The organism is Zooshikella ganghwensis, assembly GCF_018263875.1.
In the GTDB taxonomy this organism is placed as follows: Bacteria; Pseudomonadota; Gammaproteobacteria; order Pseudomonadales; family Zooshikellaceae; genus Zooshikella; species Zooshikella ganghwensis.
In genome coordinates, this window is the sequence record NZ_JAEVHG010000004.1 from 338,622 (window position 1) to 364,216 (window position 25,595).

At 38.7% G+C, this 25,595-nt stretch carries 19 protein-coding genes; 14 read left to right on the forward strand and 5 right to left on the reverse strand.

The genetic code is table 11. From position 1 onward, the window contains the following. Window positions 1-112: 112 nt before the first annotated feature. The 3 genes from nudE (at window position 113) to KHS79_RS09120 (ending at window position 2,606) form a co-directional block, all read left to right on the forward strand. Window positions 113-664: an ADP compounds hydrolase NudE gene (nudE, locus tag KHS79_RS09110; protein WP_027708321.1), complete on the forward strand. Its 552-nt coding sequence runs from the start codon at window positions 113-115 to the stop codon at window positions 662-664. Then, window positions 664-1,503, forward strand: coding sequence for a 3'(2'),5'-bisphosphate nucleotidase CysQ (cysQ, locus tag KHS79_RS09115; RefSeq protein WP_212718431.1), 840 nt, complete (start codon window positions 664-666; stop codon window positions 1,501-1,503). The genes nudE and cysQ overlap by 1 nt, the downstream gene beginning before the upstream one ends. A 290-nt stretch (window positions 1,504-1,793) precedes the next feature. Then, the gene (locus tag KHS79_RS09120; RefSeq protein WP_212718432.1) at window positions 1,794-2,606 is read left to right on the forward strand and encodes a sporulation protein; all 813 of its coding nucleotides are present in this window, start codon (window positions 1,794-1,796) and stop codon (window positions 2,604-2,606) included. Between the two features lie 63 nt (window positions 2,607-2,669). Here the strand turns inward: KHS79_RS09120 and KHS79_RS09125 are convergent, their stop codons facing one another. Both KHS79_RS09125 and KHS79_RS09130 read right to left on the reverse strand, forming a co-directional pair. Continuing rightward, window positions 2,670-5,777, reverse strand: coding sequence for an efflux RND transporter permease subunit (locus tag KHS79_RS09125; RefSeq protein WP_212718433.1), 3,108 nt, complete (start codon window positions 5,775-5,777; stop codon window positions 2,670-2,672). Between the two features lie 66 nt (window positions 5,778-5,843). Then, window positions 5,844-7,211, reverse strand: a complete 1,368-nt coding sequence (locus KHS79_RS09130; protein WP_212718434.1) for an efflux RND transporter periplasmic adaptor subunit — start codon at window positions 7,209-7,211, stop codon at window positions 5,844-5,846. A 293-nt stretch (window positions 7,212-7,504) separates the two neighbouring features. Here KHS79_RS09130 and KHS79_RS09135 point away from each other — a divergent pair, with 293 nt between their 5' ends. Beyond that, the gene (locus KHS79_RS09135; protein WP_212718435.1) at window positions 7,505-8,278 is read left to right on the forward strand and encodes a substrate-binding periplasmic protein; all 774 of its coding nucleotides are present in this window, start codon (window positions 7,505-7,507) and stop codon (window positions 8,276-8,278) included. Window positions 8,279-8,335: 57 nt separating this feature from the next. On the opposite strand, the gene KHS79_RS09140 is transcribed toward KHS79_RS09135, so the two are convergent. Next, complete coding sequence (locus tag KHS79_RS09140) at window positions 8,336-9,337, reverse strand: type II secretion system F family protein (RefSeq protein ID WP_212718437.1); 1,002 nt, start codon at window positions 9,335-9,337, stop codon at window positions 8,336-8,338. Between the two features lie 555 nt (window positions 9,338-9,892). On the opposite strand from KHS79_RS09140, the gene KHS79_RS09145 reads away from it, so the two are divergent. Beyond that, on the forward strand, window positions 9,893-10,315 hold the full coding sequence (locus tag KHS79_RS09145; protein WP_212718439.1) for a hypothetical protein: 423 nt from the start codon (window positions 9,893-9,895) through the stop codon (window positions 10,313-10,315). Window positions 10,316-10,547: 232 nt separating this feature from the next. Here KHS79_RS09145 and KHS79_RS09150 read toward each other — a convergent pair whose 3' ends face one another. Beyond that, a complete protein-coding gene (locus tag KHS79_RS09150) occupies window positions 10,548-11,324 on the reverse strand; it encodes a copper homeostasis protein CutC (RefSeq protein WP_212718442.1) in 777 nt (258 codons plus the stop codon). A 478-nt stretch (window positions 11,325-11,802) separates the two neighbouring features. On the opposite strand from KHS79_RS09150, the gene KHS79_RS09155 reads away from it, so the two are divergent. The 3 genes from KHS79_RS09155 (at window position 11,803) to KHS79_RS09165 (ending at window position 14,790) form a co-directional block, all read left to right on the forward strand. Next, window positions 11,803-12,894: a lipase secretion chaperone gene (locus KHS79_RS09155; protein WP_212718443.1), complete on the forward strand. Its 1,092-nt coding sequence runs from the start codon at window positions 11,803-11,805 to the stop codon at window positions 12,892-12,894. A 91-nt stretch (window positions 12,895-12,985) separates the two neighbouring features. Continuing rightward, entirely contained in the window at window positions 12,986-14,011 is a 1,026-nt protein-coding gene (locus tag KHS79_RS09160; protein ID WP_027708330.1) for an esterase/lipase family protein, read from the forward strand. A gap of 224 nt (window positions 14,012-14,235) precedes the next feature. Beyond that, window positions 14,236-14,790: a zf-TFIIB domain-containing protein gene (locus tag KHS79_RS09165; protein ID WP_233468340.1), complete on the forward strand. Its 555-nt coding sequence runs from the start codon at window positions 14,236-14,238 to the stop codon at window positions 14,788-14,790. A gap of 241 nt (window positions 14,791-15,031) precedes the next feature. Here the strand turns inward: KHS79_RS09165 and KHS79_RS09170 are convergent, their stop codons facing one another. Continuing rightward, on the reverse strand, window positions 15,032-15,997 hold the full coding sequence (locus tag KHS79_RS09170; RefSeq protein WP_212718445.1) for a Rossmann-fold NAD(P)-binding domain-containing protein: 966 nt from the start codon (window positions 15,995-15,997) through the stop codon (window positions 15,032-15,034). 110 nt (window positions 15,998-16,107) lie between these two features. On the opposite strand from KHS79_RS09170, the gene KHS79_RS09175 reads away from it, so the two are divergent. The 6 genes from KHS79_RS09175 to KHS79_RS09200 all read left to right on the forward strand — a co-directional run bounded on the left by KHS79_RS09175 (window position 16,108) and on the right by KHS79_RS09200 (window position 25,365). Continuing rightward, the gene (locus KHS79_RS09175; protein WP_212718447.1) at window positions 16,108-16,740 is read left to right on the forward strand and encodes a helix-turn-helix transcriptional regulator; all 633 of its coding nucleotides are present in this window, start codon (window positions 16,108-16,110) and stop codon (window positions 16,738-16,740) included. Window positions 16,741-16,796: 56 nt separating this feature from the next. Further along, complete coding sequence (locus tag KHS79_RS09180) at window positions 16,797-17,768, forward strand: threonine/serine dehydratase (protein ID WP_212718449.1); 972 nt, start codon at window positions 16,797-16,799, stop codon at window positions 17,766-17,768. 408 nt (window positions 17,769-18,176) lie between these two features. After that, the gene (locus KHS79_RS09185) at window positions 18,177-20,309 is read left to right on the forward strand and encodes a LamG domain-containing protein (protein ID WP_212718451.1); all 2,133 of its coding nucleotides are present in this window, start codon (window positions 18,177-18,179) and stop codon (window positions 20,307-20,309) included. Between the two features lie 218 nt (window positions 20,310-20,527). Then, entirely contained in the window at window positions 20,528-21,955 is a 1,428-nt protein-coding gene (locus KHS79_RS09190; protein ID WP_212718453.1) for a phage baseplate protein, read from the forward strand. Window positions 21,956-22,313: 358 nt separating this feature from the next. After that, the gene (locus KHS79_RS09195; RefSeq protein WP_212718455.1) at window positions 22,314-23,744 is read left to right on the forward strand and encodes a LamG domain-containing protein; all 1,431 of its coding nucleotides are present in this window, start codon (window positions 22,314-22,316) and stop codon (window positions 23,742-23,744) included. Between the two features lie 211 nt (window positions 23,745-23,955). Next, a complete protein-coding gene (locus KHS79_RS09200; protein WP_212718457.1) occupies window positions 23,956-25,365 on the forward strand; it encodes a LamG domain-containing protein in 1,410 nt (469 codons plus the stop codon). Window positions 25,366-25,595: the final 230 nt, after the last annotated feature.

The window sequence follows — 25,595 nt, forward strand, 5'->3', positions numbered from 1 at the left end:
TATTAATAGGTGATTGGGGTGAGGAATGAAGATAACAAAACCTAGAAATCATTCGTGAAGGGTATATCTTAACGTAGTCATAAACTCATGTCCTGCAGGGATTAAAACGCCTATGTCCATGCCAAAAATTGATCGTAAAGAAGTTGTTGCAGAAACAGCCTTATTTAGAGTGGAGCAATTGCAGCTTACATTTGCGAATGGAGAGCAACGCATCTATGAGCGCCTTGGCAATCGAGGTACTGGGCGAAAAGCCGTGATGATTGTGCCGATGCTTGATCAGCATCAGGTGGTTATGATTAAAGAATATGCGGCTGGTACTGAAAACTATCAACTAACCTTACCAAAGGGACTTGTTGAAGTCGGGGAAACATTGCATGAGGGGGCGAATAGGGAGTTAAAGGAAGAGGCGGGTTATGGTGCCCAGCAGTTGCGCACAATCAGTGAGTTTACGTTGTCGCCGAACTATATGAGTCACTCGATGAGTGTTGTTCTTGCTCAAGGACTTTATCCTGAGTCCTTGCCTGGTGATGAGCCAGAACCCATGGAAAAGGAAATTATTGATTTGCGCAACCTTTATCAACTCATGCAACGTGAAGACTTTACTGAAGCAAGAGCCATTGCTGCGTTGTATTTGGTTCGTGATATTTTACAACAGGAGCTGTAGTGGATAAGTCCAAGTTAATCAGTGAGCTGAAAAGTGTATGTCAGCGAGCAGGTACTGCGATCATTGAGGTTTATCAGCATGAAGATTTTGGTATCAGGGAAAAGTTAGACCATTCACCTGTCACTGAAGCTGATATGGCATCTCATCAAATAATTGTTGAAGGCCTACAGCAACTAACGCCAGAAATTCCTGTGCTGTCAGAAGAGTCGACAGAAGTTCCCTTTAGCACACGCCATAAATGGTCAACGTTTTGGTTGGTCGATCCCCTTGATGGCACTAAAGAGTTTATTAATCGTAATGGTGAATTCACCATTAATATTGCGTTAATTGAAAATAACCGTCCTGTTTTGGGCGTTATTTTTGTACCTGTTACTAATGAAATATATTATGCCTCCGAGCAAGTTGGGGCATTTTGGGAGTCGGCTGCTGGTGAAGTAAAACCTATTCAAGTTAATTCACTACACCGGGTTGATGTTGTAAATATAATTGCCAGTCGAAGTCATATGGGAGAACGACTAAGCCCATTGTTATCGCACTTAGCAGAAATCCTTCCTGCAATTAATATTTCCCACCTTGGAAGTGCTTTAAAATTTTGTTTAGTCGCAGAAGGTAAAGCCGATTTTTATCCTCGCCTTACACCTACCAGTGAATGGGATACCGCAGCAGCGCAGGCTATTGTTGAGGTAGCAGGTGGCAGTATTGTTGATTTTAATTTTCAGCCATTAACTTACAATACACGAGAATCTTTATTGAATCCTCCATTTTTGGTTTTCGGTGACAAACAATATTCATGGCAAGAAGCCCTGATGCCTGTCTTAAAAGATATTGCTAAAACATGATACTCCTATTTGAGCACTAGAAAGTGCTCATCTACTCTTTACTAAGTAACAATTAATATTAGAATTTTTTGAACAGTCGATAATAAGTGCGTTGTTATACCCAATACGAATGGTTTTTAGGTGCGGCCATCGAGTGACGAAGTCCCATGAGCCTATATTAATAGGTGATTGGGGTGAGGAGTGAAGATAACAAAACCTAGAAATCATTCGTGAAGGGTATATTTTGAAGAAAGTATACCCTTGGTTGTGGGTGTACTAACACATTAGAAAATTATTCAGGTATTTCATTCATGGCGCTTTTACTTGATGGACAATCATGCTCAGGAATGATAGCTGGAGTGCAGGTTTTATTAAAAACTGACAAGCAGGTTTATTGCCAGGGTGAAACTGTTAATGGCAAAGTCATGGTGAAAGGGGGGGCACACCTGCAAAAGGCGCAGCAGCTTAATCTTACTTTGCAAGAATACTGGGTGGATATAAAGCCAGAAAATGGTGTATTTCAGCGTCGCGCTTTACGAAAACGTCGTGATGAGATGACCATTGCTAATCACTTTGAAATCAGGCCTCATGATGAAACAGCATTTGACTTTTCTTTTCGATTACCAGAAAACTGTCGTTTAAGTGGGCAAAATGAAGGGTGGTGTTTGTATTTTCAAGCAGATATTCCTTTAGCGCTAGATCCTGTTATGGTGTTGCACTTACCGGTTATGGCGGTGGAGCCAATTAATTATATAATACGCGCTTGTGAATTTTATTTGCAAATGGAACTATTGAGCAGTCTTTATATTCCGGTTGATGACAACAATCCCCGTGGTGGGATGCAGATGGCTTATAAATTTAGAATGCCGACAAATATGAGCGGACGTTTGGATTGTATCTTTTTGCTTATGCGGCAAGATGGGTGTCGTGGGGTTTCTGTTATTTTCCGAAAATTTATATCAGATAGTGAGTCTTGTAAGCTATTTTTGAATGATGAATCTACTGATAATAAAACGGTTCGATATGTTTTTACTTGTGAAGAACTATTTAATAGCAGTGGTATGCCAGATCTAAATAATATTGCTTCACTAGTCGCCAGCCAGATAAGACAAAATTTTCTTTAGGGTACGCTAAAAAAGTACATTTTCAGAGGTGCCCTTTAGTACTGATTTTTAATACTTTCTCTATTACTCTACGGTTGTTTCAGGCTCAATAGATGTTACCCCAAAATCTTCCAAAATCATATAAAATGCGGGTAGGACTATTAACACTAGTATGGTTGAAGCCAGTAAGCCAAAAACAATACTGGTCACCAGAGGTGTCAGGATTTGGGCCTGCATACTTGTTTCAAACAGTAATGGAATCATGCCCATTGTGGTCGTTAATGTTGTCAGAAAAATAGCTCTGAATCGATCTCGTGTAGCATTACTGGCTGCCTCGTGAATGGCAACACCCGTTTTTGCATGTAATTTTACAAACTCTACTAGTAGTATTGAGTTATTTACGACAATGCCCGCTAATGAAACAAACCCCATCAAGCTGGGCATGGATAAATCAAGCCCAAGTAAGATGTGCCCCCAAATAACACCAATGAGGGAAAGGGGAATGGCTAATAAAACGATGATAGGTTCTAGATAGTTTTTAAACTGAAAACTTAATAAGCAGAAAATCCCTAATATACCCATAGTGAAAATAGTAGCGAATGAATTGCCTGTAGTTTTGCTGTTTTTCATTTGACCTTCAAGGCCAATTTCTAAGTGTGGATAAGCGGCTTTTAATTTTGGGAAAAAATTCTTTTGTGTATCTATTAAGATTTGAGCCGTATTCGCTAGTTTATCATCCACTTCGCCATAGACTGTAACGGTTCTTTTTTTATTAATACGATTTATTTTGGCATATTCACGGGAATAGTCTATTTGAGCAATAGAGCTTAGAGGAACTGCTTCATCCGTTGTTGGATGTATAATAGACATGTAGTCAAAGTCAGTGAGTGTATTTTTTGAGGTGTCATCTAGCATGACATGAACTTCGTAATCTTCATCACCATATTGGATGCTTGCGACATTTGTGCCTTGATAAGCCCCCCTGAGTTGTTGAGCAATCATGCTAGCATTGATGCCTTTGGCGAGCGTACCCTCCTGCATTTTGATATGGATCTGTGGCATGCCAGGTCTTAAATCATCACGAATACCACTTACGCCTTCATAAGCTCCTAGCCATGTTTGCAAGGCATAAGATGCTGATGATAAGTCGCTTAAATCATTACCTTGCAAACGAATTTGTATTGCTTGTCCTCCGGGTCCTGTCGTGGGACTCTTGAACATGACAGAGATTGCATCGGGAAAAGCACCAACATTTTCTTCCCACTTGGCAGCTACCTCATTAATGGTGGCTTTACGTAACTCTACAGAAAGTAAATCAACACTAATGGTTGCCACATGACTGCCTGATTCATCAGCAACACTGTTTTCGTTATATTTAATACTATAGTTTTGCACTAAAGGTGCGATTTCCTGTTCGCTAAGTTGATTGTCTACCGTCTTTAAGCCGGCAATGACTTGAGAGACAACTTCCTCTGTTCGGGCTAAAGGTGTTCCTTGGGGTAAAAGAATTTTGGCATCAATATTATTGCCATCAATTTCTGGAAAGGCTTTAAATTTTACAAATCCAGCAGGAACAAGAGATAGTGTGATGATTAAGCACGCAAAAGTCAGCCCAATAGTGAGGTAACGATATTCAATGGAGCATTTTGCAAGAGACTCGACTTTTCCTTTCAAACGTTCAAATAAGCGATTAAATTTTGCTTTCCAATGAAAAGTAGCTGTCGTTTTGTCATGGTCTTTTTGGATGGCATGAACCAAGTGATTCGGCAAAATTATAAATGCTTCTATCAGGCTAACTGAAATAACTGTAATCAAGACAATGGGTAAGACTTTAAGTACTTGCCCAATATCACCTTTAAGAAATAAAAGACCACCAAAGATCAAAATAGTTGTAATAAAAGAAGAAAGAATACCTCGGGCAACTTTTTTAGTTCCTTCAATGGCAGCATCCAGTGGCGGAAGACCACGTTTATATTCTGCTGCGATACTCTCAGAAATGACGATGGCATCATCCATTAAAATGCCAATGGCAATTAATAAACCAACCATTGAGATCATGTTAATTGAAACATCCAACGCATGAATAAACATAAAGCTACCCATAAAGGCAACCGGTAATCCCATCGCGACCCAAAAGGTGTATCGAAAATTAAAAAATAAAAATAATGATAAGACTACCAGAATGATACCTTGCCAGCTGTTTGTGAGCACAAGCTGAATCCGATCTTTAATTATGGAAGCAAAGTCATTGGTAATAATCAGTTCAATACCATCGGGAAGGGTTTGATTTTCTGTAGCAACAAACGCTTTTACAGCATCATAAATACTTAAACTGTCATCACGCTTATTTTTTGAGATCTTTAAGATGGCTGCTGGTCTTCCATTAAACTCAATAGCTTCTTCTTTAGTCTCAAACGTGTCTGTTATAGTGGCTAGTTCACCTAAAGTCACTTCAGCACCAGAGGCACTACTGGATATGATGAGCTTACTCAATTCATCAGGTGTTTTTCGTTGATCAAAAAACTTGATTTGGTAATAGCGATTATCTGTATTTAATTCACCTGCAGGCAAATCGACGGACTGGTTACTGATAGCTTCAGCGACATCCTGAATGCTCATTCCGTATTTACGTAAATTCTCTTCTGCTATCGCTACTTTGAGTATGCGTTGCGAAAAACCTTCAATAGATACTTTGGGTATCATAGGATTTTCAACGAGCTTTGACTTGAGTGTTTCGGCAAGCTGTTTTAGCTGGGTTTTATCAATATTGGCACTGACAGCAATACTGACTACATCGCTGGTTTGATTAAGCTCTTCGATGATAGGCGACTCAGATTCTTGTGGTAGCGTATTGATAGCATCAATGGCATCACGAATATCCTGAACAAAGTCTTCAAAGTTTCCATTTTCTGTCATCTTTAATACAAAGCTACCCACATTATCTGTAGCTTCACATCGCGTTTCTTCCACAAAACTAATTGTGTCTGTGGCATCTTCAAGGGGTAGACAGATACTTTCTTCTATTTCCTTGGCATCTGCGCCTGGATAGGCGACACTCACTTGTACTTCATACTTTTCGATCGTGGGAAAGGTTTCTTTTTCCATATTGGAAATAGTCAGTAACCCAGAAACCAGCAAAAGTATCATCAATATATTGCTGGCGGTAGGGTGTTCTGCAAAATACCTAATCATGTATCCCTCTTATACAATATATTGAGCGTGTATTATTGACAAACTTATAAGACATATGATGCTGCATTATTTGAATGCGGTCTCTGCATTTGCGAGTGCAGCAACTTTTTTTTCTAACGTGGTATTTACTGTTGGCTGTAAAACCATACCATCGACGGCAGGTATTAAGTCTGTAGTAATGACTTTGTCGCCATCAACAATACCTTGTTTGATAACGCTAAGTTCGCCAATATGGTAGGCAATGATTACCGGTTTAATGGTTAAGCGGTTATTCTCTCCTACGATATATACTTTATTCTGATGGATAGCAGTACGAGGGATTACCAGGCGCTCTCTTGCAGGAGCTATGAATTCCACTTCGGTATACATTCCTTTAAGCAGTGGTGGACGTTTACCAGGAATCACTTTCTGGTAGGAGTCATCAACACCCACAATAATAGAAACTGTTCTACTGGTTTGATTAATAGACTCACCTAAGCGAACCGCTTTTCCTGGCCAATGAACGTCCTTAAATGCTCCTACTAGTCTTACTTTTGCTTCTAAGCCAAGTTTTTTGAGAACATCTTGAGTTGATGGTATTCCACCTGAAAATTTTATTTTCTCAATACCTGTCAGTAAAACGCGGGCATGGGTAATTGGAAGTTCAGCGTTTATTTCAACTCGACCTATATTGGTTGCTGTGAATAGTTTGCTACCGCGGCTGATAAACTGATCTTGCTCTACATAAACTTGACTGATTCGACCATCAAAGGGATTAGTAATAACGGTGCGCGTTAAGTTATTTTGCTGTTGCTCAATATCCTGTTGTGCTTGAATTATTTGAGCTTCTGTTACCTTGATTTGCGCTGGTAAAGTCTTTAATGTGTTTTCGAGCGTTTGCTTATTTTCTAGTAGTTTGAGGAGTGACTGTTCTTCTTCTTCGACCTGTGATTGAGAAATGCTTTTTTGCTTGAGTAATTTACGCTTTCGCTCAAGGGCTTTTAAACCTAATGTGTAGTTTTGCTCTGCGATGGTAAACAGTGACTGGGTGTTTTTTTTATCGGTTATTAATTTATCGCGTTCCGCATGATAAATAGCCAGATTTGCTTCTGCTTTGGCCAGTGATAACTGATAGTCTGAGGGATCAATTTTAATCAGTACAGTTCCTTTACTAACGCTTGCACCTTTTTTTAACTCTGGGCTAATGAAAATGATTTTTCCTTCAACTTGTGCGTTGGCATCCAAAGTTATTTCTGGACTAACCTCGCCATAACCAATTGCTCTGCCTTTTACTGGTATTGTTTTGGCAACGATATATTCAGCCAGCTTCTGAGGCTTACGGCTTTCATCTCTTTTTAATGTTTGATCTTTTTGAGTTATAAAAAATGCAATCAAAAAGCCAATTATTATAACGAGAAGTAAGCTGGTTTTTTTACGAAACCAGTGGCTTGTCATTATCAGCTCCTTTGCTAAAAATATGCTGGGGTAAACTATGGCTTATATACTCTTCGAGTGCCATTTGAGTTTCCAGTCATTTATAAGTAACGTATCATTAATGGGTATTATTATAGCTCTTCAGCCTAATAGTAGAGTTGTTAAGCTTAACCTGCATTCATATTTAATGAATATTAAAAAATACTACTAATGTGCTCAGAAACGCAAAAATCTTTACATTAGTGGTTAAAGTTGCCCTATAGTTGAAATGGGACATTAATGTTGAATGAATATTGTTGTTGAAGGCTAATAAAATGAAATCAATGCCTTTAATTGCTATTTTGTTAACCGCTAGCAGCTTGATTGCATCTATTTCGAGCTATGCGGAAAACAATAATATAATTATTGCTACTGGAGAGTATCCACCTTGGACATCTGAAGCAAGTAAAGGTAATGGTTTTGTCAATCATATCATTACAGAAGCTTTCAAGAGCCAAGGCTATATGGTTTATTATAACTTTTTACCATGGGCAAGGAGCTATAATGACACTGAAAATGGACAGTTTGCTGCCCTTTCTTATTGGGCTTGTAAGGAAAAAAATCAAAAAACATTTTACTGTAGTGACTCAATGCACACGGAATCTTATGTTTTCTTCCATAAGAAAGCAATGACTTTTCCTGAGTGGAATGAGCTGGTTGATCTAAAAGGGTTGCGAATTGGAGCAACACGAAGTTATACATATACCAAAGAGTTTTGGCAGGCTCATGAAAGTAAAATGTTGGATATTATCATTAATAATGATGATGAAGCTAGTTTCAAGATGATGCTTAAAGGTCGTTTGGACGCAGTTGTTGTATCGTCAATAACGGGCTTTTTAATACTGAATACAAAATTTAGCCCAATTATTGCTCAAACCATTACATTTAATAAAAAGCCTCTTGTAGAAAATACAGCTCACCTATTATTCCCTAAAAGCCGGGAGGATTCCCAGCGCTTATTAAAAATTTTCAATAAAGGACTATCAAAGATTAAAGAAAATGGTACGTACGATCAATATTTTGATGGGTTAATTACAGGCAAATACTAGCCCAGGTTTTACATTACATTTAAAATATTTAATGTAAAAGCTATGGGCTTTTTAAGGTCATTCAATATAGCCCATTGGAGGTCCGCCCTGTATTATTCCATATGCAATCCAACAAATAGCTGTGAAATATACTATTCTAGGTATCCAGTCAACCATTGTGTTGGTATGTATGGCTATGTTTTCAGCTTCATTCTTAGCGCAATGTAATAATGCTCCTGATAAGTCGCCGGAATACTCACCTGTAGAAATAATTTGCTTTATTTCAGGGTTTATTATGCTTATTGTGGATAGTGCTTGAGAAAAAGAATCTCCTTTTTGTAAATTTACATCAATCTCCTTTAACTGGTTCTTTAATAACTTATTCTCCAAAATATTATATGATTTTGGAATAGCTTCTAAAATAGGTAACCCTGCACGAGTTAATAAACCTAACGACTGAATAAAATCTCGAATGTTTGATCGTATATACCAGTCACTTAAGTAGGGTGTTCTTGTCGTTATAATATCCCATCCTTGCTGAAGAAAGCTCAAAGGACCGTTCCTGACCCAGTCTGGAAGCTTAAAAGCCGTATAAATTGAAAGAAATAAAATAAGGAGATTGGCGATGTTATCAAACAAATATTCAAAAAGTGATATTCTTCCAAGAAAGAAATCAGGGAAATTTTTTATGAATACAGCACAGATTACAATAAAGAGCGGAAGCGCTAAACGGCTTTTTATTAGTTTTATATTTTTTAGTCTATCCTGGTATACTGTTGCAAACTCTCGATAAATTATATTTTGGACTCCGCCAGACTCTGCAACCTCAATAATATAAGCATCTTTATTTGAAAATAGTCCAGCTTTTTTGCCTGCTTTTGAAAGTGGTTGCCCTTGCTTTATTTCTGATAGAGCAATACTTGATCTTTTTGAAAACTCCCCTTTGTTTGTAATGAAGAGTTTGAACGCTTGTTCAATAGAGATACCTGACTCTTCAAGCCTACTTAGTTGAAAGTAAAACTTTGCAAGATCTTCAGTTGATAGTGGACGTTTATTTATTTTGTTTGTACGCTTAACCATTAATTGGGAGACCTTAAAGGAGTTGATAAGCTTTATTTGAACTGTTGTTCTATAGATTGATAGTTTTCTTAATTGGGTAGTGTATCTAATAGACTTGATAGGTACTTTAGTATGATTATAGAAATAATACTCATAATAGCACTAACTAATTTACTGTCGTCTATTAAAAAACCTTTTGTGTGCTCAGCTATCTATACCTTTGTCATAGTTATTTTTGCACTGTTTGTTGAAAATAATCTATTTGATATGCTGTTAGTTATTCTAATATACTTTGCTTTGTCATCATTATATTTCTGGTTGTTAGACCATTTTAGTGAAGGTATTCTTTACTGGGTTATTTATATTTTTGGATTAATTGCATTATTAATTGTTTGATAAGTTGGCAGGGTTGTGGTGAGAGTATGAAAGCTTTGATGAGTATAATATGTTTGTTAGTATTAGTATACTTAATTTATCAAAATTTTTGGCGATAAAGAGCTTGATATTGTTATATCAGGAGAAAACTACTCTGTTGAAAATAAAGACTATAATTATCAGTATAAATTAAATAAGGATATGTCTAAGATTGAAGGTGTGGCTGTCTTTTCCCAATATATTGAAGATCCCATTGAGTACGGGGGTACCTTAATTAGATTGATGTATCTGGATAAAAAGGCAGTGAAACTGCATGAACAAAAACATGGTAAAAATGCAGCTTGCCCAGCCCCATTTCTTAATAAATATGGTCGTGAAAAGTGGATCTACGCTTTTGATTCGAGCATTATTAAACAAATATTAAGCATTGAACTTCCAAATTATAATGATCCTTCAACATGGAAAAAGATTTCTATAAAAGGAAAGTGTGTTGAAAAGCAAATCAGTGGCATTGATAAAAGTGATAATCAATCTTTAATGTTGCCCAATACACATTTTAATTCATGCCGCTCATTTGTTGTTTTTAATCTTATAGAGACACCATACCTCAATATTGATTGGTGATTCCTGACCCTCCTTCTTATTTTTTTCTGTGCGCTATCACGAGCCAACTCATGCATGTGAAGCTTCCTTATTGCAACTTTGTAACATTGTAAGCTTCCTACTACCCATAAGTATTTATAGTGATATTTTGACCTGGCAAGACAAAGATTGGGGCGCATCCGTCGAGCTGTTGCCAAAAGGCAAATATATGCCTCTACGTTTACGCTGGTCCGATGTCTGCTATGAAGGGGTTTTATACCCCTTGTGTTTTGCTTATGATTGCCTTTGCTGCTTTTATTTCTTCTGCATCAGGTAAATAGTAACCAAACTCATCACTATCTCCATTGGTGCCCATATGAATATTAGGATTCTGATGCCGCATATTTGAAGCAACACGCTTTCTTGCTGACATGTGAATTTCTTGAGCTGGTACAGCTTCAAGAAATGATTGAAGATTGCTCGCTCTTAGTCCACTCCCTGGCATGATAATCAATTGCTCTTGAGCTTGTTTGATAAGATCTTGTAAGACACTGACTCCATCAATGGCATGATGCTGGAACCCTGCGGTTAAAATTCGTTCAACACCCAGCTTTAAACAGACTTCTAGTGATTGAGCTGGGTCTTTTGTCATGTCAAATGCGCGATGTAGAGTGATTGATAAAGGATGAGCAAGGGCTATGAGGCTGTGTAAGCGATTAGAATCAAGTTCGCCTTCTGGTGTTAAGATACCTGTAACGAAACCACCCAACGTTGGAAAAGCATGTTTAATTGCAAGCAGGTCGGCTTTCATTACCGCGAACTCTTCGTCTGAGTAGCAGAAATCTCCAGCGCGAGGGCGAAGCATAACATTGATCGGAAGATTAATTTTGTCTCTAATATTGTAGATCAGGCCTATTGAAGGGGTTAGCCCTCCACAGCTTAATTCGCCACACAACTCTAACCGGTCTGCACCTGCAGATGCGGCAATGAGCGCACCATCAACCGAGTCAACACACACTTCTAGCTTTGTACAAGATATGGAGTCTTTCATTGAGCTACCTTTAAACTTACCGAGGTTTACTTATCGCTATACCTTTCGTTATGGGTATAGTGTATACCTTTTATTTGGGTATATACCTGGTCTTTTTGACAGCAAAACTTACATGTTTCAGCGATTCTAATACAAGTCAGATAAGTAGCTGTTGATTATGGTCATGAGTAAGGGAAGATCTCATGTCAGGTACTCTTTTTTAGCAAAAGCTTATATTTGATAAGGCTGTTGCCGTTTTATTGAGTCATACTTCATGTTTATAAATGTTAAAAGTATGAGCTTTGTCACATATATTTATGTATATTTTGTTCCAAATAAAAAAGCTATTTAATAGAATTTAATAAATCATACGGCATATAGCTTATAAATTAAGAAAAGTAAGCTGTATTTCCGCCACTTGATATTTGATAATAGTCATAATGCATCCTAACTGTCTGTCAAGATGGGAATATTTTCTGTCACTACATGGAATGTCACTATGAAACGTGCTTGGTACTATATTCTTCCTCCTGTTGTTATTATTGCATATGCGAGCATTACTACTTTGCAAAAAGGACAACATTCTTTACCACAAGCTAAATCGGGTTTGACAACTCAACAAGAAGTGATGGTGTCTGATAAAGAACTCTCGAGTAATAAAAAAGAACATGAATACCTCGCTGTGGATGGAAATAACAGCAGTAATACGACAGAAGTAAAAGAGATATTACCTGCATCTTGGCAAGGCACTCGAATTGATGGGCGACTAAAAATAGATGAAGCAGGTCATCTGATTGTAGAACAACAAACAAAAGATTTATTTGACTATTTTTTATCTGCTGCTGGAGAAGTCCCTACGGAAGAACTTATTGTTAAACTTCAGCATTATTTAACTGAAAACTTACCTTCTCCAGCAAAAGAGGAAGGACTCAGTTTACTGAATGACTATATTAGTTACCGTGTCGAATTGTCCAACTATCAAGAGCAGTACGCTAATCTGCATTTAAATGAAAGTGCACAGGAAATATCAGATAACTTACAGCAAGGCTATTCGCAGAACAATATAGAACAATTACAAACTCATTTTGAACATTTATATCAGTTAAGACGTGATAAATTGGGAATGGATGTTGCGGATGCTTTTTTTGGTCTACAGGAAGAATATGACCAGTATCAACTAGAAAAAATTAAGATAGCACAAAATGATTCGCTTTCGGTTGCACAAAAACAAGCTGAATATAATCGTATATTAGATGAGATGCCTACACAAGTCAGGTTTATAGTAGCACCTGAGCAAGTTATGAGTCAGCTGAGTGATATTAATCAGCAATACATATCTGAAGTAGATCGTTATCAGGCAAGAAGTGAGCTATTAGGTGATGAAGCTGCACAAAGGCTTGCAGCACTGGATAAAAAAAGAGAACAGTGGAAATCCCGACTTTCAACATTTAGGACGATGAAGGCAGAAATAGAGCGTTCGGGATTATCTACACCTGATCAACAGCAGGCAATTAATCAACTACTTAATGATCAATTTAGCCATCATGAACGAAGGCGTGTTGCTGCAATTGAAAATATAAACTTACCTTAGTCATTTTTATAAAAAGTACGTTTATTCGCGAAGGTACATTAAAAAGGATTTTCGCTGCAGCAGTTTGTTGTTTATAAAGAGGAGATCATCAATGAAAAAAGCATTATCAGCGGTAGCTGTTGGTGTTGCTTTGGCAGCATCAAGTGCAGCAAATGCTGGATGGTTAAACTGGGTTAAGTTTGTCAATCAATTAACTGAGCCAACCGTACAAGAAAATTACACTAAAACAGCGCATCCTATTGTGCTTGTTCATGGTGCAATGGGTTTTAAATCAATTGAAGGTGTTGAGTATTTTTATGGTATTGCTCAGTCACTTCGACGCAGTGGCGCAACGGTTTTCACTGCAAACCTAAGTGCACTTGAATCTGATGAAGCGCGTGGTGAACAATTAATTGAACAGCTAGAAAATTGGCAGGCCATTAATGGTGCTACAGGTTTTAATTTAATGGGGCATGCACAAGGTGGCAATACTATTCGTTATGTTGCAGCGGTACGTCCAGATTTGGTGAAATCAGTAACCGCAATAGGCACACCTATCAATGGCAGTATCTTTGCGGATAAGGTTCTGGATGTTTTTAAAAAACTAGATGAAAAACAGCCTTTATTAGGCAAAGTAACAAAATTTGTAGGACAGCTTATCACTAATGGAGCAATTACACTGGTAGATAATGCTGTTGCTGATAATCCTTCAGGAAAAGGTCAAAATATTGCTAATATGTTGACGGCCTTGAGTACTGAAAATATGCAATCATTTAATGAAAAGTACAGTGCAGCATTACCTATAGCACCATGTGGGGAAGGGGAAGCTGTCGTTAATGGAGTACATTATTACTCATGGGGTGGTAATAAATCCTATACTAATCCTGTCGATCCTTCTGATTATATTATGTTGGGTACAGCATTAATGTTTGGTAAGCATGGTGATGCAAATACACCAAAACATGATGGATTGGTGAGTAGTTGTAACATGCATTTAGGAAAAGTCATTCGCGATGATTACAAACTTAACCACCTTGATGAAATTAATCAGGTGATGGGGATGTATGGCTTTTTTAACACAAACCCGATAAGTATTTATCGGCAACATGCCAACCGATTACAGCAAGCGGGTTTATAAAACAAAACACATAAAAGAAGCAGCTATACCCTTCACGAATGATTTCTAGGTTTTGTTATCTTCACTCCTCACCCCAATCACCTATTAATATAGGCTCATGGGGTTTCGTCACTTGATGACCGCACCTAAAAAACCATTCGTATTGGGTATATCTAAATAATTGCGTATTAGGTGCATTTTTGCTAATAATAAATGCATCTGCTGGACGGCATTAGGAGTGCGTTATGTTGAAATGTACCAGCTGTCGTCAAGGTTCATTGACGCCAGGTTATTTGGATATGCTGTTTCCTTGCCATACGTGTGATCACTGTGGTGGCAACTGGGTATTATTGAAAGATTATTTACGGTGGAAAGAAGCTAATCCAGATTACCAGTTTGAACAGGCAACAATTGAGGTCGAAGCTGAAGACTCTAAACGCGCCATGACCTGCCCTCAAACAGGAAAGTTGATGGTGAAGTATCGTATTTCAAAAGATACGGATCATCGGCTGGACTTGAGTCCTGATGTACATGGCATTTGGTTAGATAAAGGTGAGTGGGATTTATTAAAAAAAGCAGGGCTGGCAGGAAATCTTAATGCTATTTTTACCGATCCCTGGCAACGAAAAATAAGAGAAGCCAATGCTAAAGAAGTTTTTGAGCAGCTTTATAAAGAGCAGTTTGGTGATGATGATTATCAAAAATTAAAACAGACTCGTGACTGGATAAATCAGCATCCTAAACGCAGTGACTTGCTTGCTTACTTGGTAGCAGATGATCCCTACTCAGCTAATCGCTAGCAGAAATAAGTGACTGTAGTGGCTGTTAAATGCTCCTCGGCAATAGCTCCTGCATTGCTCTACTATATGACAACCATGTCATTATGCATAAACTGCATTCACACTATCCTTTGTAAAAAGGTTGCATACCGTAAATTCTTCCCTGGAGGCTTGTTTGCCGCATCCTTGCGGCAAACTGTTCGGTAGACGTTACCCTGTGTTTATCTCTTCTGCCACTTAAAATCATTCGTAACAGGCGTATTTATTCGGGTTGCGAACTTTTATTTTTTATTGCCTCGTAAACAGTCGTTGCAATGGCTATGTCTTGTACGGCAACCCCTGTTAAATCGCAAATAGATATTGCTGTAGAAGAGCGTTCCACTACACAAGGGTTATTAAGTACATCGCCTAGCTCAACGATTGTCTTGTTATCTAGCAGGCCAGATTGGAAGGCATGTGCTGTTTCCCCATGATCACAACACTGATCTTTACTATCAACCACTAATATATCGGCTGCTGCAACAAGCGACGTTGCAAGTTCTTGCTTACCTTCAGCGTCAGCTCCAACTGCGGTGATATGGGTTCCTGGCTGCACCCATTCTGTTTTAACAATAGGTTCTCTACTGGGAGTAGTGGTCACAATTAACTGACTTTCACTAATAGTCTGCTCTGGTTGCTTGGTGGGTAAAACCTGAAAGCCAAATTCAGCCATTTCGTCAGCAAATTTCTCACAGTGATGTAGGGATGGACTCCAAACACTGACTTTTTTGCAGGTAGTTGCATAGCTTAGCCACTGCAGCTGATGCCTTGCCTGAATACCACACCCGATTAAACCAATTTGCTGAATGTTTTGCGGGGCTAAATGTATAGCGGCTAAAGCACCTGCAATGGCGGTTCGTGTATCAGTGAGCCAGCCTTTATCTTGTAGGAGGGCAAGTGGTTGTCCTGTCTGGGATGACATAACCAGCATTAAACCGTCGCTGGTGGGCAAATTGACAAGATGATTTTTAAAAAAACCAGTAGCCACCTTAATGACTAAATAAGGCGAGTCATTGATATAGCCATACTTAATATGACAGTCCCCAGGAGGTTCCTGAAAGCCAAGGTAGCCCACTGGAGGTACATTCACTTTTTGTTGTGAATAAGCAATAAATCCATCTTTAATGTTTTTTAGAGCTGCTTCGGGGGAAAAAGCTGCTTGTATCTCATTAAGTGCTATAACGTCCATACTTAACCCTTGTTGCTGCAAATACGATCGAATACAAATTATACTTTACAATCTAATATAGACTTAATAGTATATGTGGTCAATAGTAAGAGCATTTGTTGGTTAGACTGATGAAAAAACAAAAGACGAATAATGATCACTCAAAGTTATTAGCCCCTTACTTTGCTGTCGCTGATGGAATAGCGGCTTTGTTTCATCCTTATGCAGAGGTGGTCATTCATAGTTTAGCGACAGACACGGTGGTGTATGTCGCTAATAACTTTTCAAAGCGTGAGCTAAATGAAACATCAAATCTGGATGAGTCACAATTTAATGCTGAACAAACAGTAATCGGTCCCTATGAAAAACTAAACTGGGATGGGCGAAAGTTAAAAAGTATCAGTGTAGTATTGAAAACACCTGAGCAAAAAAATATTGGATTGTTATGTATTAATTTTGATGTATCTGCAATGAACGATTTGCAAAAAGCGCTTCAGCTTTTTTTAAAGCCTGAGTCGTTAGTCCCTCAGCCAGATGAATTATTTCAGGATGATTGGCAGGAAAAAATAAATGTATTTGTCCATGATTGGTTACGATCGCGTCAATTAACACTGAATACACTCTCGCGAGAGGAGAAAAAAGAGCTTGTTGCGACTTTATTTGAGCAAGGCGCATTCCATAAAAAAAATGCAGCTGAATATATTGCAAATGTAATTGGTTTAAGTCGAGCGACAGTGTTCAATTATTTAAAAGAGCTGCGCTAGTACTTGAAGTTTTTTAAATAATTTTCGAAAGATTTTAAAGTGAAAGGATAGATTTTATGCAAATTACTAAAGAGTTAATTGATAACACGCATCATCAAATTAGGCAGTGGTTAAGAACAACGGCTTTGGATTATAGTATTGAGTTAAGTGAAAAAACGGGTGTAAATGTTTGGTTAAAAAAAGAATATCAACAGTTTACAGGCTCTTTTAAGCTAAGAGGAGCCTTAAGCTGCATGAACCAGCTTAGTCAAACCCAAAAAGATGCAGGTGTTATTACTGCTTCCTCTGGTAATCACGGGCTAGGTGTAGCCATGGCAGGTAAAATAACCGGTACAAAGGTGACAGTGTTTCTGCCTGCAAATATATCAAAAGTAAAACTAACGGCCTTACAGCATTTGAATGCAAATGTCATTGTGGTGGATGGAGATTGCCTGCTTGCTGAACAACAGGCTGCGGAGCTGGCTAAAGAAAAAGGTTGTTATTATGTTTCGCCCTACAATGATCCTTATGTTATTGCAGGACAAGCAACATTAGCGATGGAAATACACCAGCAGTTGCCTAATGCAGATGCTGTATTTATCAGTGTTGGTGGTGGTGGTTTGATTAGTGGTATAGGGTCCTACTACCAAGAAAATAAACTAGAGACAGAGATTGCTGGCTGCTGGCCAGAAAATGCGCCTGCTTTACTAAAGTGTCTTGAGGAAGGAAAAATTATCGAAATTGAAGAGCAACCTACGCTTTCAGAGTCTACTGCAGGTGGCGTAGAACCAGAAAGTATCACCTTTCCCATTGCCCAAAAAGTAGTTAATACATGCTATACCGTTTCTGAGGCAGAAATAAGTCATGCGATGTATATGTTAGCGAAGTATGAAAGAGAAATAGTGGAAGGTTCTGCAGGGGTTGCTATGGCGGCTTTAATGCAGCAGGCTGAACAGTACAAAGGAAAGAATGTTGTTGTCGTACTTTGTGGCAAAAATATAGGTTTTGATAAATGGTTACAGGTCATTAAACAGTACGAAGATGATTGATTTTTAAACAATGCAATATGCAATAAGTAGATATATTCTTGCAGATGATCGGTTATATTGTACCGTTTGTCTGATTTATTTGTTTAAATTGAAATAAGATTTAGTTATAACTTATTGATTTTCATCCAAATTATTATCCTTTCCTGGCTGTTAAGTCGTCTTTCCTTGAATTTAACAAAAAGCACGAATTGCTGGATATCTATTATAAGACACCTATAAAGAGTCCAGCTTTTTAGATGTGTTTTATAGTTTGTATTAAAAATAATCAAATTTATTTGTTTAATATTCTTGATAAGGATAGCTCTAGCTAAAATAAAGTATATATAAATCAATTTGTTATGCTGTAAATTATACGTCATTAGTATTAGAATATGGCCTGCGGTATTTAATGTAGGTAAAGCAAAGCTGATGATAAAATATACAAAATTATTCTATTCCCTCTGCCTTTCCACTGCTTTTTTCTCACCTGTTTGTACTTCTGACGATATACCATCAGTACCAGCGCAATTAGGTTATTGGTCATTTGATGCAGGTTTAAATAATGAAGGTGCCAGAGACTTTTCAGGAAATGAACATCATGGATACTTTCTCAGTAATGAGTATGAAGTATCGTTAGGTAAGATGATACTAGGAGGGGGACGCTATTCGCAGCAAGCAGCAAAAGGAACAGCACTCCTTGTTGATATGGAAGACCCACTGGTCATTAAACTTTCTGACTTTGATGTAAGTAAGCCATTTTCATTAGCGTTATGGTTTAAGGCTGATGAAGTAGGAATGCAACAAACGTTGTTTGAGCAAAATCGAAGTCCTGAGTTTGGGGAAGGCCGGTTTGGTATTTATTTAGATGAGCAAAACCAAATTGCTATCGAGTTTGTTAACGAAAATGGAATTAAAGGAGACTTAATCTCCAACCAACTTACTCAAATAAAAGGTAAGTGGCAGCACCTGGTTTTTTCATTTGATGGCAATCAATATGATATGCACCTTGCTTTAAATGGTAAGTATCTGTCTGCTACAAAAACTCCGTTACCTTCGCTTTCAAAATTAGATGGCCCAATAATTATTGGAAATGGGGTAAATCAAACACCATTTTATGGTGCACTTGATGAAATTCAACTTTATAGCCGGGCGATAAGTTCGCTTGAAGCACAATGTTTAGCAGAGTTGGGCTTTAAATGTGTTCCTGATTTCTACCAGGGGCCACGTGGTCCAAAAGGTGAGCAGGGTGCAGTGGGTTTACAAGGGCCTCAGGGTAAGCAAGGTCAACCTGGGGAAAGAGGACCTGAAGGTGCCCAAGGCAAACAAGGCATTGCAGGCCCACAAGGTTCTGTTGGGCCTCAAGGAGCTAAAGGCGAAAAAGGTGAGCAGGGTGCTCAGGGTGAGCAAGGCCCAGTTGGACCTGCGGGCAGAGATGGGAAGGATGGTAAAGATGGGGTGATAAAGTCACCAGTCATTAGAACCTGTCGTTTTTCTAATCCCAATGAGTGGCTTGGTTATTGTCAGGTGAGTTGTGAGTCGAACGAAAAGGTGATTGGAGGAGGCTGTAAAGCAGGCAAAGAGCTAGAACCAGCAGAGCATTACTATATTAAGAAAAACTATCCATACAATAACGGTTGGTATTGTGAAGCGATAGGAAATAATAACTGGCGATATCCTACAGGGAGTGGCTATGCCATTTGTATGGAAACAACTGAAGATGAAGATTCCATGCCAGACAGTTGGGAACGTTATTATGGGTTAGATCCCAATGTTGATGATGCTCAAGAAGATGCAGATAATGATGGTATCAACAATGCTCAGGAATACATTAATGGCACAAATCCAGTCATTGCTGATGCCAATACGGTTGCCTTAAATAAAAAAATACACCACTTAAAACCAATCCGACATTATGTGGCGGATGACATTAATGGAGTAAAACTTAGAGACCGTAGTGGTACAGTTGATGGCAAGCTAATTTCTCGATCAGGGAATATATTGGATAAAGTCAAAGTGAGTGAAGTACCCAGTGTGGCCACAAAGTCATTTGATTTTGATGGTGATGCCTATCTTTCCATGGGTGGGTTAACCACTGAAGATATGGAAAATGGGTTTACTTGGGTTGGGTGGTTTAGGTTGGACTCACTTCAGCACTATCAACGTATGTTTTCTATTTTTCAATCTGAAGCCAAGGAGCCATTACGGATTAATTTTTACGAAAAATCAAACTTAATATGGGGAGGCGGCTGGGCAAATAATCAAGGTACGCCAATATTGGAGACAGGATTGAGAGAAAATCAAAATTTCTTTTTGGCATTTTCCTACTATGATGGAAAATATAAAATTTTCCTTAATGGACTAGTAGTGAGTATTACTAATGGTTCAACACCAACGTTGTCAAAACTAAACCAGTTTAATTCAGGTAAATCTCCTCACTCTCACGATGGCTTACCCGGCAGTGACGGCATTTCCGACATTCAATTTCAACGCATTGCTATTTTTAATAAAGGGCTTTCACAGCAAGAAATAGCAGAGTTGTATCAACTTGGCAGTATGCAATAAATTTTAAAAACTAACCCCCTCCTAACCTCCCCCTTATCTAAGGGGGAGGAATATATCGTGCAAACTATTAGTAAGATGACTGGTTATATTTTTTCACTTAATCATCCTTCTTAACGAAGATGATAGAGAAAACTCAGTCTTGATTCCCTCCCCTTAAATAAGGGGAGGGTTAGGGTGGGGTTCACGAATTATCCGGGAAGTAAAATAGGTAACATAAAATGCAATTTAAAAAACCATTAGCACTGATTATTTCATCATTAGTCTCAGTCTCTGCAGTTGCTTCTGATACAGCCTATCCAGCTATCACTAATTCAGAAATTGGATATTGGTCGTTTGATGGTGGACTTTACCAGCAAGGTGGGGTTGATTATTCATCTGAAGGAAATGATGGGTATTTTCTAGAAGAAGGTGAGGGTTCCATTAGTGGTGGAAAGTACAACGAACAAGGTATTTCAGGTACATCTCTGCAGCTAGAACAAACCAATCCATTGGTCATTAATGTAAAAGCCAATGGCGAAAAATTTGATATCAATGGACCCTTTGCACTTTCATTTTGGTTTAAACCAGCAAAGACCAATGTTAAACAAGTACTGGTAGAAAAAAGTGATTCAACCTCAGATGCTTTATTTTCTATCTTTATTGATACAGATAACCGTTTAAAAGTAGTCTTTAGAAATGCGGATGGTGTCATCGGTGGTGTTGAGTCCCTTGATCCCCTGCCTAATTTAAAAAATAACTGGCAGCATGTAGTATTTTCTTTCAGTGGACACCAAAGTGGGTTAAATCTCGCGTTAAATGGTCGCCGTTTGAAAGACGTCAAGTTGGGGTTACCAGAAGATGTGAGTACAGATAACCCATGGGTATTTGGCAATAGTATAGCTGAGCAGTTGAATCATCCATTAATGGGTGAGTTAGATGAAATTCATTTATACAGTCGAGCCATTAGTTCACTAGAGGCCAACTGTTTAGCTGATTTAGGCTTTCACTGCGTACCTACTTTTTATCAAGGACCTCCAGGACAAAGAGGGTCTCAAGGTGCTCCCGGTATTCCAGGAAGACAGGGTAAAAAAGGCGATAAAGGTGATCGTGGTCCACAAGGCGAAAAAGGTGATAGCGGTCCAATCGGTCCAGAAGGTCCACGTGGTCCTCAAGGGCTTAAAGGCGATAAGGGTGAAAAAGGCGATCAGGGATTAAAGGGTGATCGAGGCCCTCAAGGACCAAAAGGTGACCCTGCTGATGTTTACCCTGTAGGAAGTCTTTATTTCAACGCGACCGATGGCGCAAATCCAAGTCAGCTGTTAGGTTTTGGTGAGTGGCAGCCTTTTGGGCAAGGACGGGTTATTTTAGGCGCTGGAGCAACAAAAGACTCACGCGGTGAAAGTAGAAACTTTGCAGCTGGCAGTATAGGTGGAGAATTTCAGCATCAATTAACAATACCTGAAATGCCAGCGCATACACACCGTCAAGGTTATCGTGGTGGTAGACAGTATGGGAATACTGTTGGTTGGATTACTGTTAAAAATGTGGGGCCATGGGTAATACATGATGGAGCTGATGCAAGGCCCATGATGCCTGAGGGAGGAAACATGCCTCATAATAATATTCAGCCTTATGTAACGGTTTATATTTGGAAGCGAGTTAAGTAGTTAGATTGATCCCCCTCCCAGCCTCCCCCTTGAAAAGTGGGGAGGAGTTGATGGTGCATAATTTTAAGCGCAATGATTAATTATTAACTCCGCTAAGCAACCCCTTTTAAATAAGCAGGTGGAGAAAGCTTTGTCTTGTTTCCCTCCCCTTAAAGAGGGTGTCGAAAAAGGTTATGAGCGAAGCAAAGACAAGGTAAAAATCGGCGAAAAGGCGGAGTTTATACTTAATAAATGAGTACTTTGAGCCGATTTTTAACGCAGTATTTGCAAGCGCAGTAGTTTTGCGACAGCCTCTAAATAAGGGGAGGGTTAGGGTGGGGTTAAAAAAATCTCCAGAAAGTAAAAAAGGTTTTATTTAATGAAAAAGCCACTAGCCGTATTAATTTCAAGCATTATTAGTGCTTCAATATCAACTGCATTGGCAGAAGAGCTAATATTAACTAACTCAGAACTAGGTTTCTGGTCATTTGATGGAGGTCTACATCAACAGGGAGGTGTGGACTACTCAGGCAATAACAATCATGGTTATTTCTTGGATGAGGGGGAAGGATCTTTTAATGGTGGTCAATACTCTGAACAAGGCGCTTATCGTGCTGCTTTAAAAGTTGAAGCAGACAACCCCTTTGTAGTCAATGTTACTGAGTTAAATATCAATGAGCCTTTTTCAATTTCTTTATGGTTTAAGGCGGAAAAAGCAGGCGATCGTCAAGTATTAGTTGAAAAAGGCAGCCAAACAACAAATGCACGTTTTAGCATTTTTCTTGATGAAGAAAATAGACCAAAAGTGTTGTTTCAAAATGCTGTTGGTGAGCTAGGTGGTTTAGAAGCTGATACTGCTTTAACGGATACAAATCAAAAATGGCAGCATTTAGTTTTTTCATATAACGGCAAACCTAACGGTATTCATCTTGCTATAAATGGCAAACGCATTGACGCTTATAATTTAGGTATTCCTGCCAGTGTTGAAGCTGATGGTCCCTTGGTATTTGGTAATTCTGTGATTGATCAACGGAATTATCCTGTACAAGGGTTTATGGATGAAATCCATGTTTATAATCGTGCAATTAGTTCAATAGAAGCAAATTGTCTTACTGAGTTAGGTTTTAATTGTGTTCCGGCTTTTTATATGGGGCCAAAAGGTGATCGAGGAAGACAAGGGCCTCCAGGAATTCCTGGTAAAGAAGGTAAGAAAGGCGAAAAAGGTGACCGAGGTCCACAGGGAGAAAAAGGTGAAAAGGGCGATAAAGGACCAGCAGGTCCACGAGGTCCTCAAGGTTTGAAAGGAGAAAAAGGCGATAAGGGTGATCAAGGATTGAAAGGTGATACAGGCCCGCAAGGGAAAGTTGGACCTCAGGGAGCAAAAGGCGAGGTAGGCCCTCAAGGTAAAACTGGTTCGTCAGTGGATAGAAAACACTATTATACGACAAAAGCAGAGCGTGGCACATCAATTGTTATTCCTGAACAAGATGTCATTGACTTATGTAGTGATGAAGATGGATGTCAATTGAGAATTGCTATTGATGATTATGATAATAAAGGATTAGTTGAGTTTGGTCATTCAATGTTTTTTTACGATAAAAATACAAAGAAATGGTATGCAGAGGTTAAAAGTGGCCGTTATGGGATAAATGGTGATGGAACTCTTCAAGATGTAACTAATGTGTATTCATGTTATTTATCGGATGGAAACTATAAAAACTGGAAAAATGATGGAGATAAAGACTTAAATTTTTCTTTTGTGAGCTGGAATCAGTATGATGCAAACTGCCGTCTAACCATCATAGATTAGTGTATTTAACCCCCTCCCAACCTCCCCCTTGAAAAGAGGGGAGGAGTTGATGGTGCTTAATTATAAATGTTGTGATTAATTATTAACTCCGCTAAGCAGTTACATTTAAATAAGCAGTTGGGGAAAACTCGTCTTCTTTCCTTCCCCTTAAATAAGGGGAGGGGCAGGGTGGGGTTTAAAAATCATCCAGAAAGTAAAAAGGTTATATTTAATGAAAAAGTCATTAGCCGTAGTTATTTCAAGCATTATTAGTGCTTCAGTATCTAATTCAATAATAGCAGAGCCAGTATTAACCAATTCAGAATTAGGTTTTTGGTCATTTGATGCGGGTTTTGATCGTGAAGGCACTAGAGATTTTTCGGGGCAAAATAACCATGGTTATTTTTATAGTTTTGCTGATGAGGTGCTGGCTGGCGCTAGGGTATTAAAAGGTGGTCAATATACTAAAGATGGAGCTAAAGGAAATGCGTTAATTATTGATGAAACAGATCCTCTTGTCATCGACATTAAGCAATTTGATATCAGTAAACCATTTTCTGTAGCACTGTGGTTTAAGGTAGATGAACTCAATACTGCTCAAACATTATTTGAGCAAAAAAATACGCAGGATGATGCACGTTATGGACTTTATCTAAATAGCCAAAATCAGGTAGTAGTTGAGTTTGTAGATAATAGTGGCAGTAAAGGTGGCTTAGTTTCTGTTCCATTGAATGATATTCAAGGTAAATGGCAACACGTGGTGTTTTCATTTGATGGTAGCCAATATGATATGAATATGGCACTCAATGGAAAATACTTAAAAACGACCAATAAAGGTTTGCCAACACTATCTAAGCTAGATGGCTTAATTATTTTAGGCAATGGCGCTGAGCAAACGCCTTTACTTGGTGAGCTTGACGAAGTGCATCTTTATAATCGCGCCATCAGCTCAACAGAAGCAAAATGCTTAGCGGAATTAGGCTTTAAATGTGTACCTGCATTTTATCAAGGACCTCGTGGAGAAGTGGGAGAACAGGGTGCCACAGGGTTAAGTGGTCCCAGAGGAGATAAGGGCGAAAAAGGTGACCGGGGTCCACAGGGAGAAAAAGGTGAAAAGGGAAATGCTGGACCTGTAGGATCAAGGGGTCCACAAGGATTAAAAGGTGAAAAAGGCGATAAGGGTGATCAAGGACCGAAAGGTGATACGGGGCCTCAGGGTGACCCCGCAGAAGTTTATCCTGTAGGTAGTCTTTATTTCAATGTGACTAATGGTGAAAATCCAAGCAAGTTATTGGGTATGGGAGAATGGCAGCCTTTTGGGCAAGGTCGGGTTATTTTAGGAGCAGGATCTACTAAAGATGCTCGAGGCGAAAGTAGAAACTTTGCAGCTGGCAGTACAGGTGGAGAATTTCAGCATCAATTAACAATACCTGAAATGCCAGCGCATACGCACAGGCAAGGTCTTCGAGAGAAAAACAAGTTTGGGAATACGCTTGGATTGGTAGGTTATAATGGATTTGGACCAATGAAAGCGAAAAATGGAGCAGATAATATTCGACCAATGATGCCTGAAGGTGGTGATAAACCCCATAATAATATTCAGCCTTATGTAACGGTTTATATTTGGAAGCGAGTTAAGTAGTTAGATTGATCCCCCTCCCAACCTCCCCCTTGAAAAGAGGGGAGGAGTTGATTGTGCTTATTTTTTTAAGGGTAGTGATTAATTATTAACTCTGCAAAGTTGACCCCTTTTAAATAAGTGGATGGGGAAAACTCGTCTTCTTTCCCTCCCCTTAGGCAAGGGGAGGGGCAGGGTGGGATTTAAAAATCATCCAGAAAGTAAAAAGGTTATATTTAATGAAAAAGTCATTA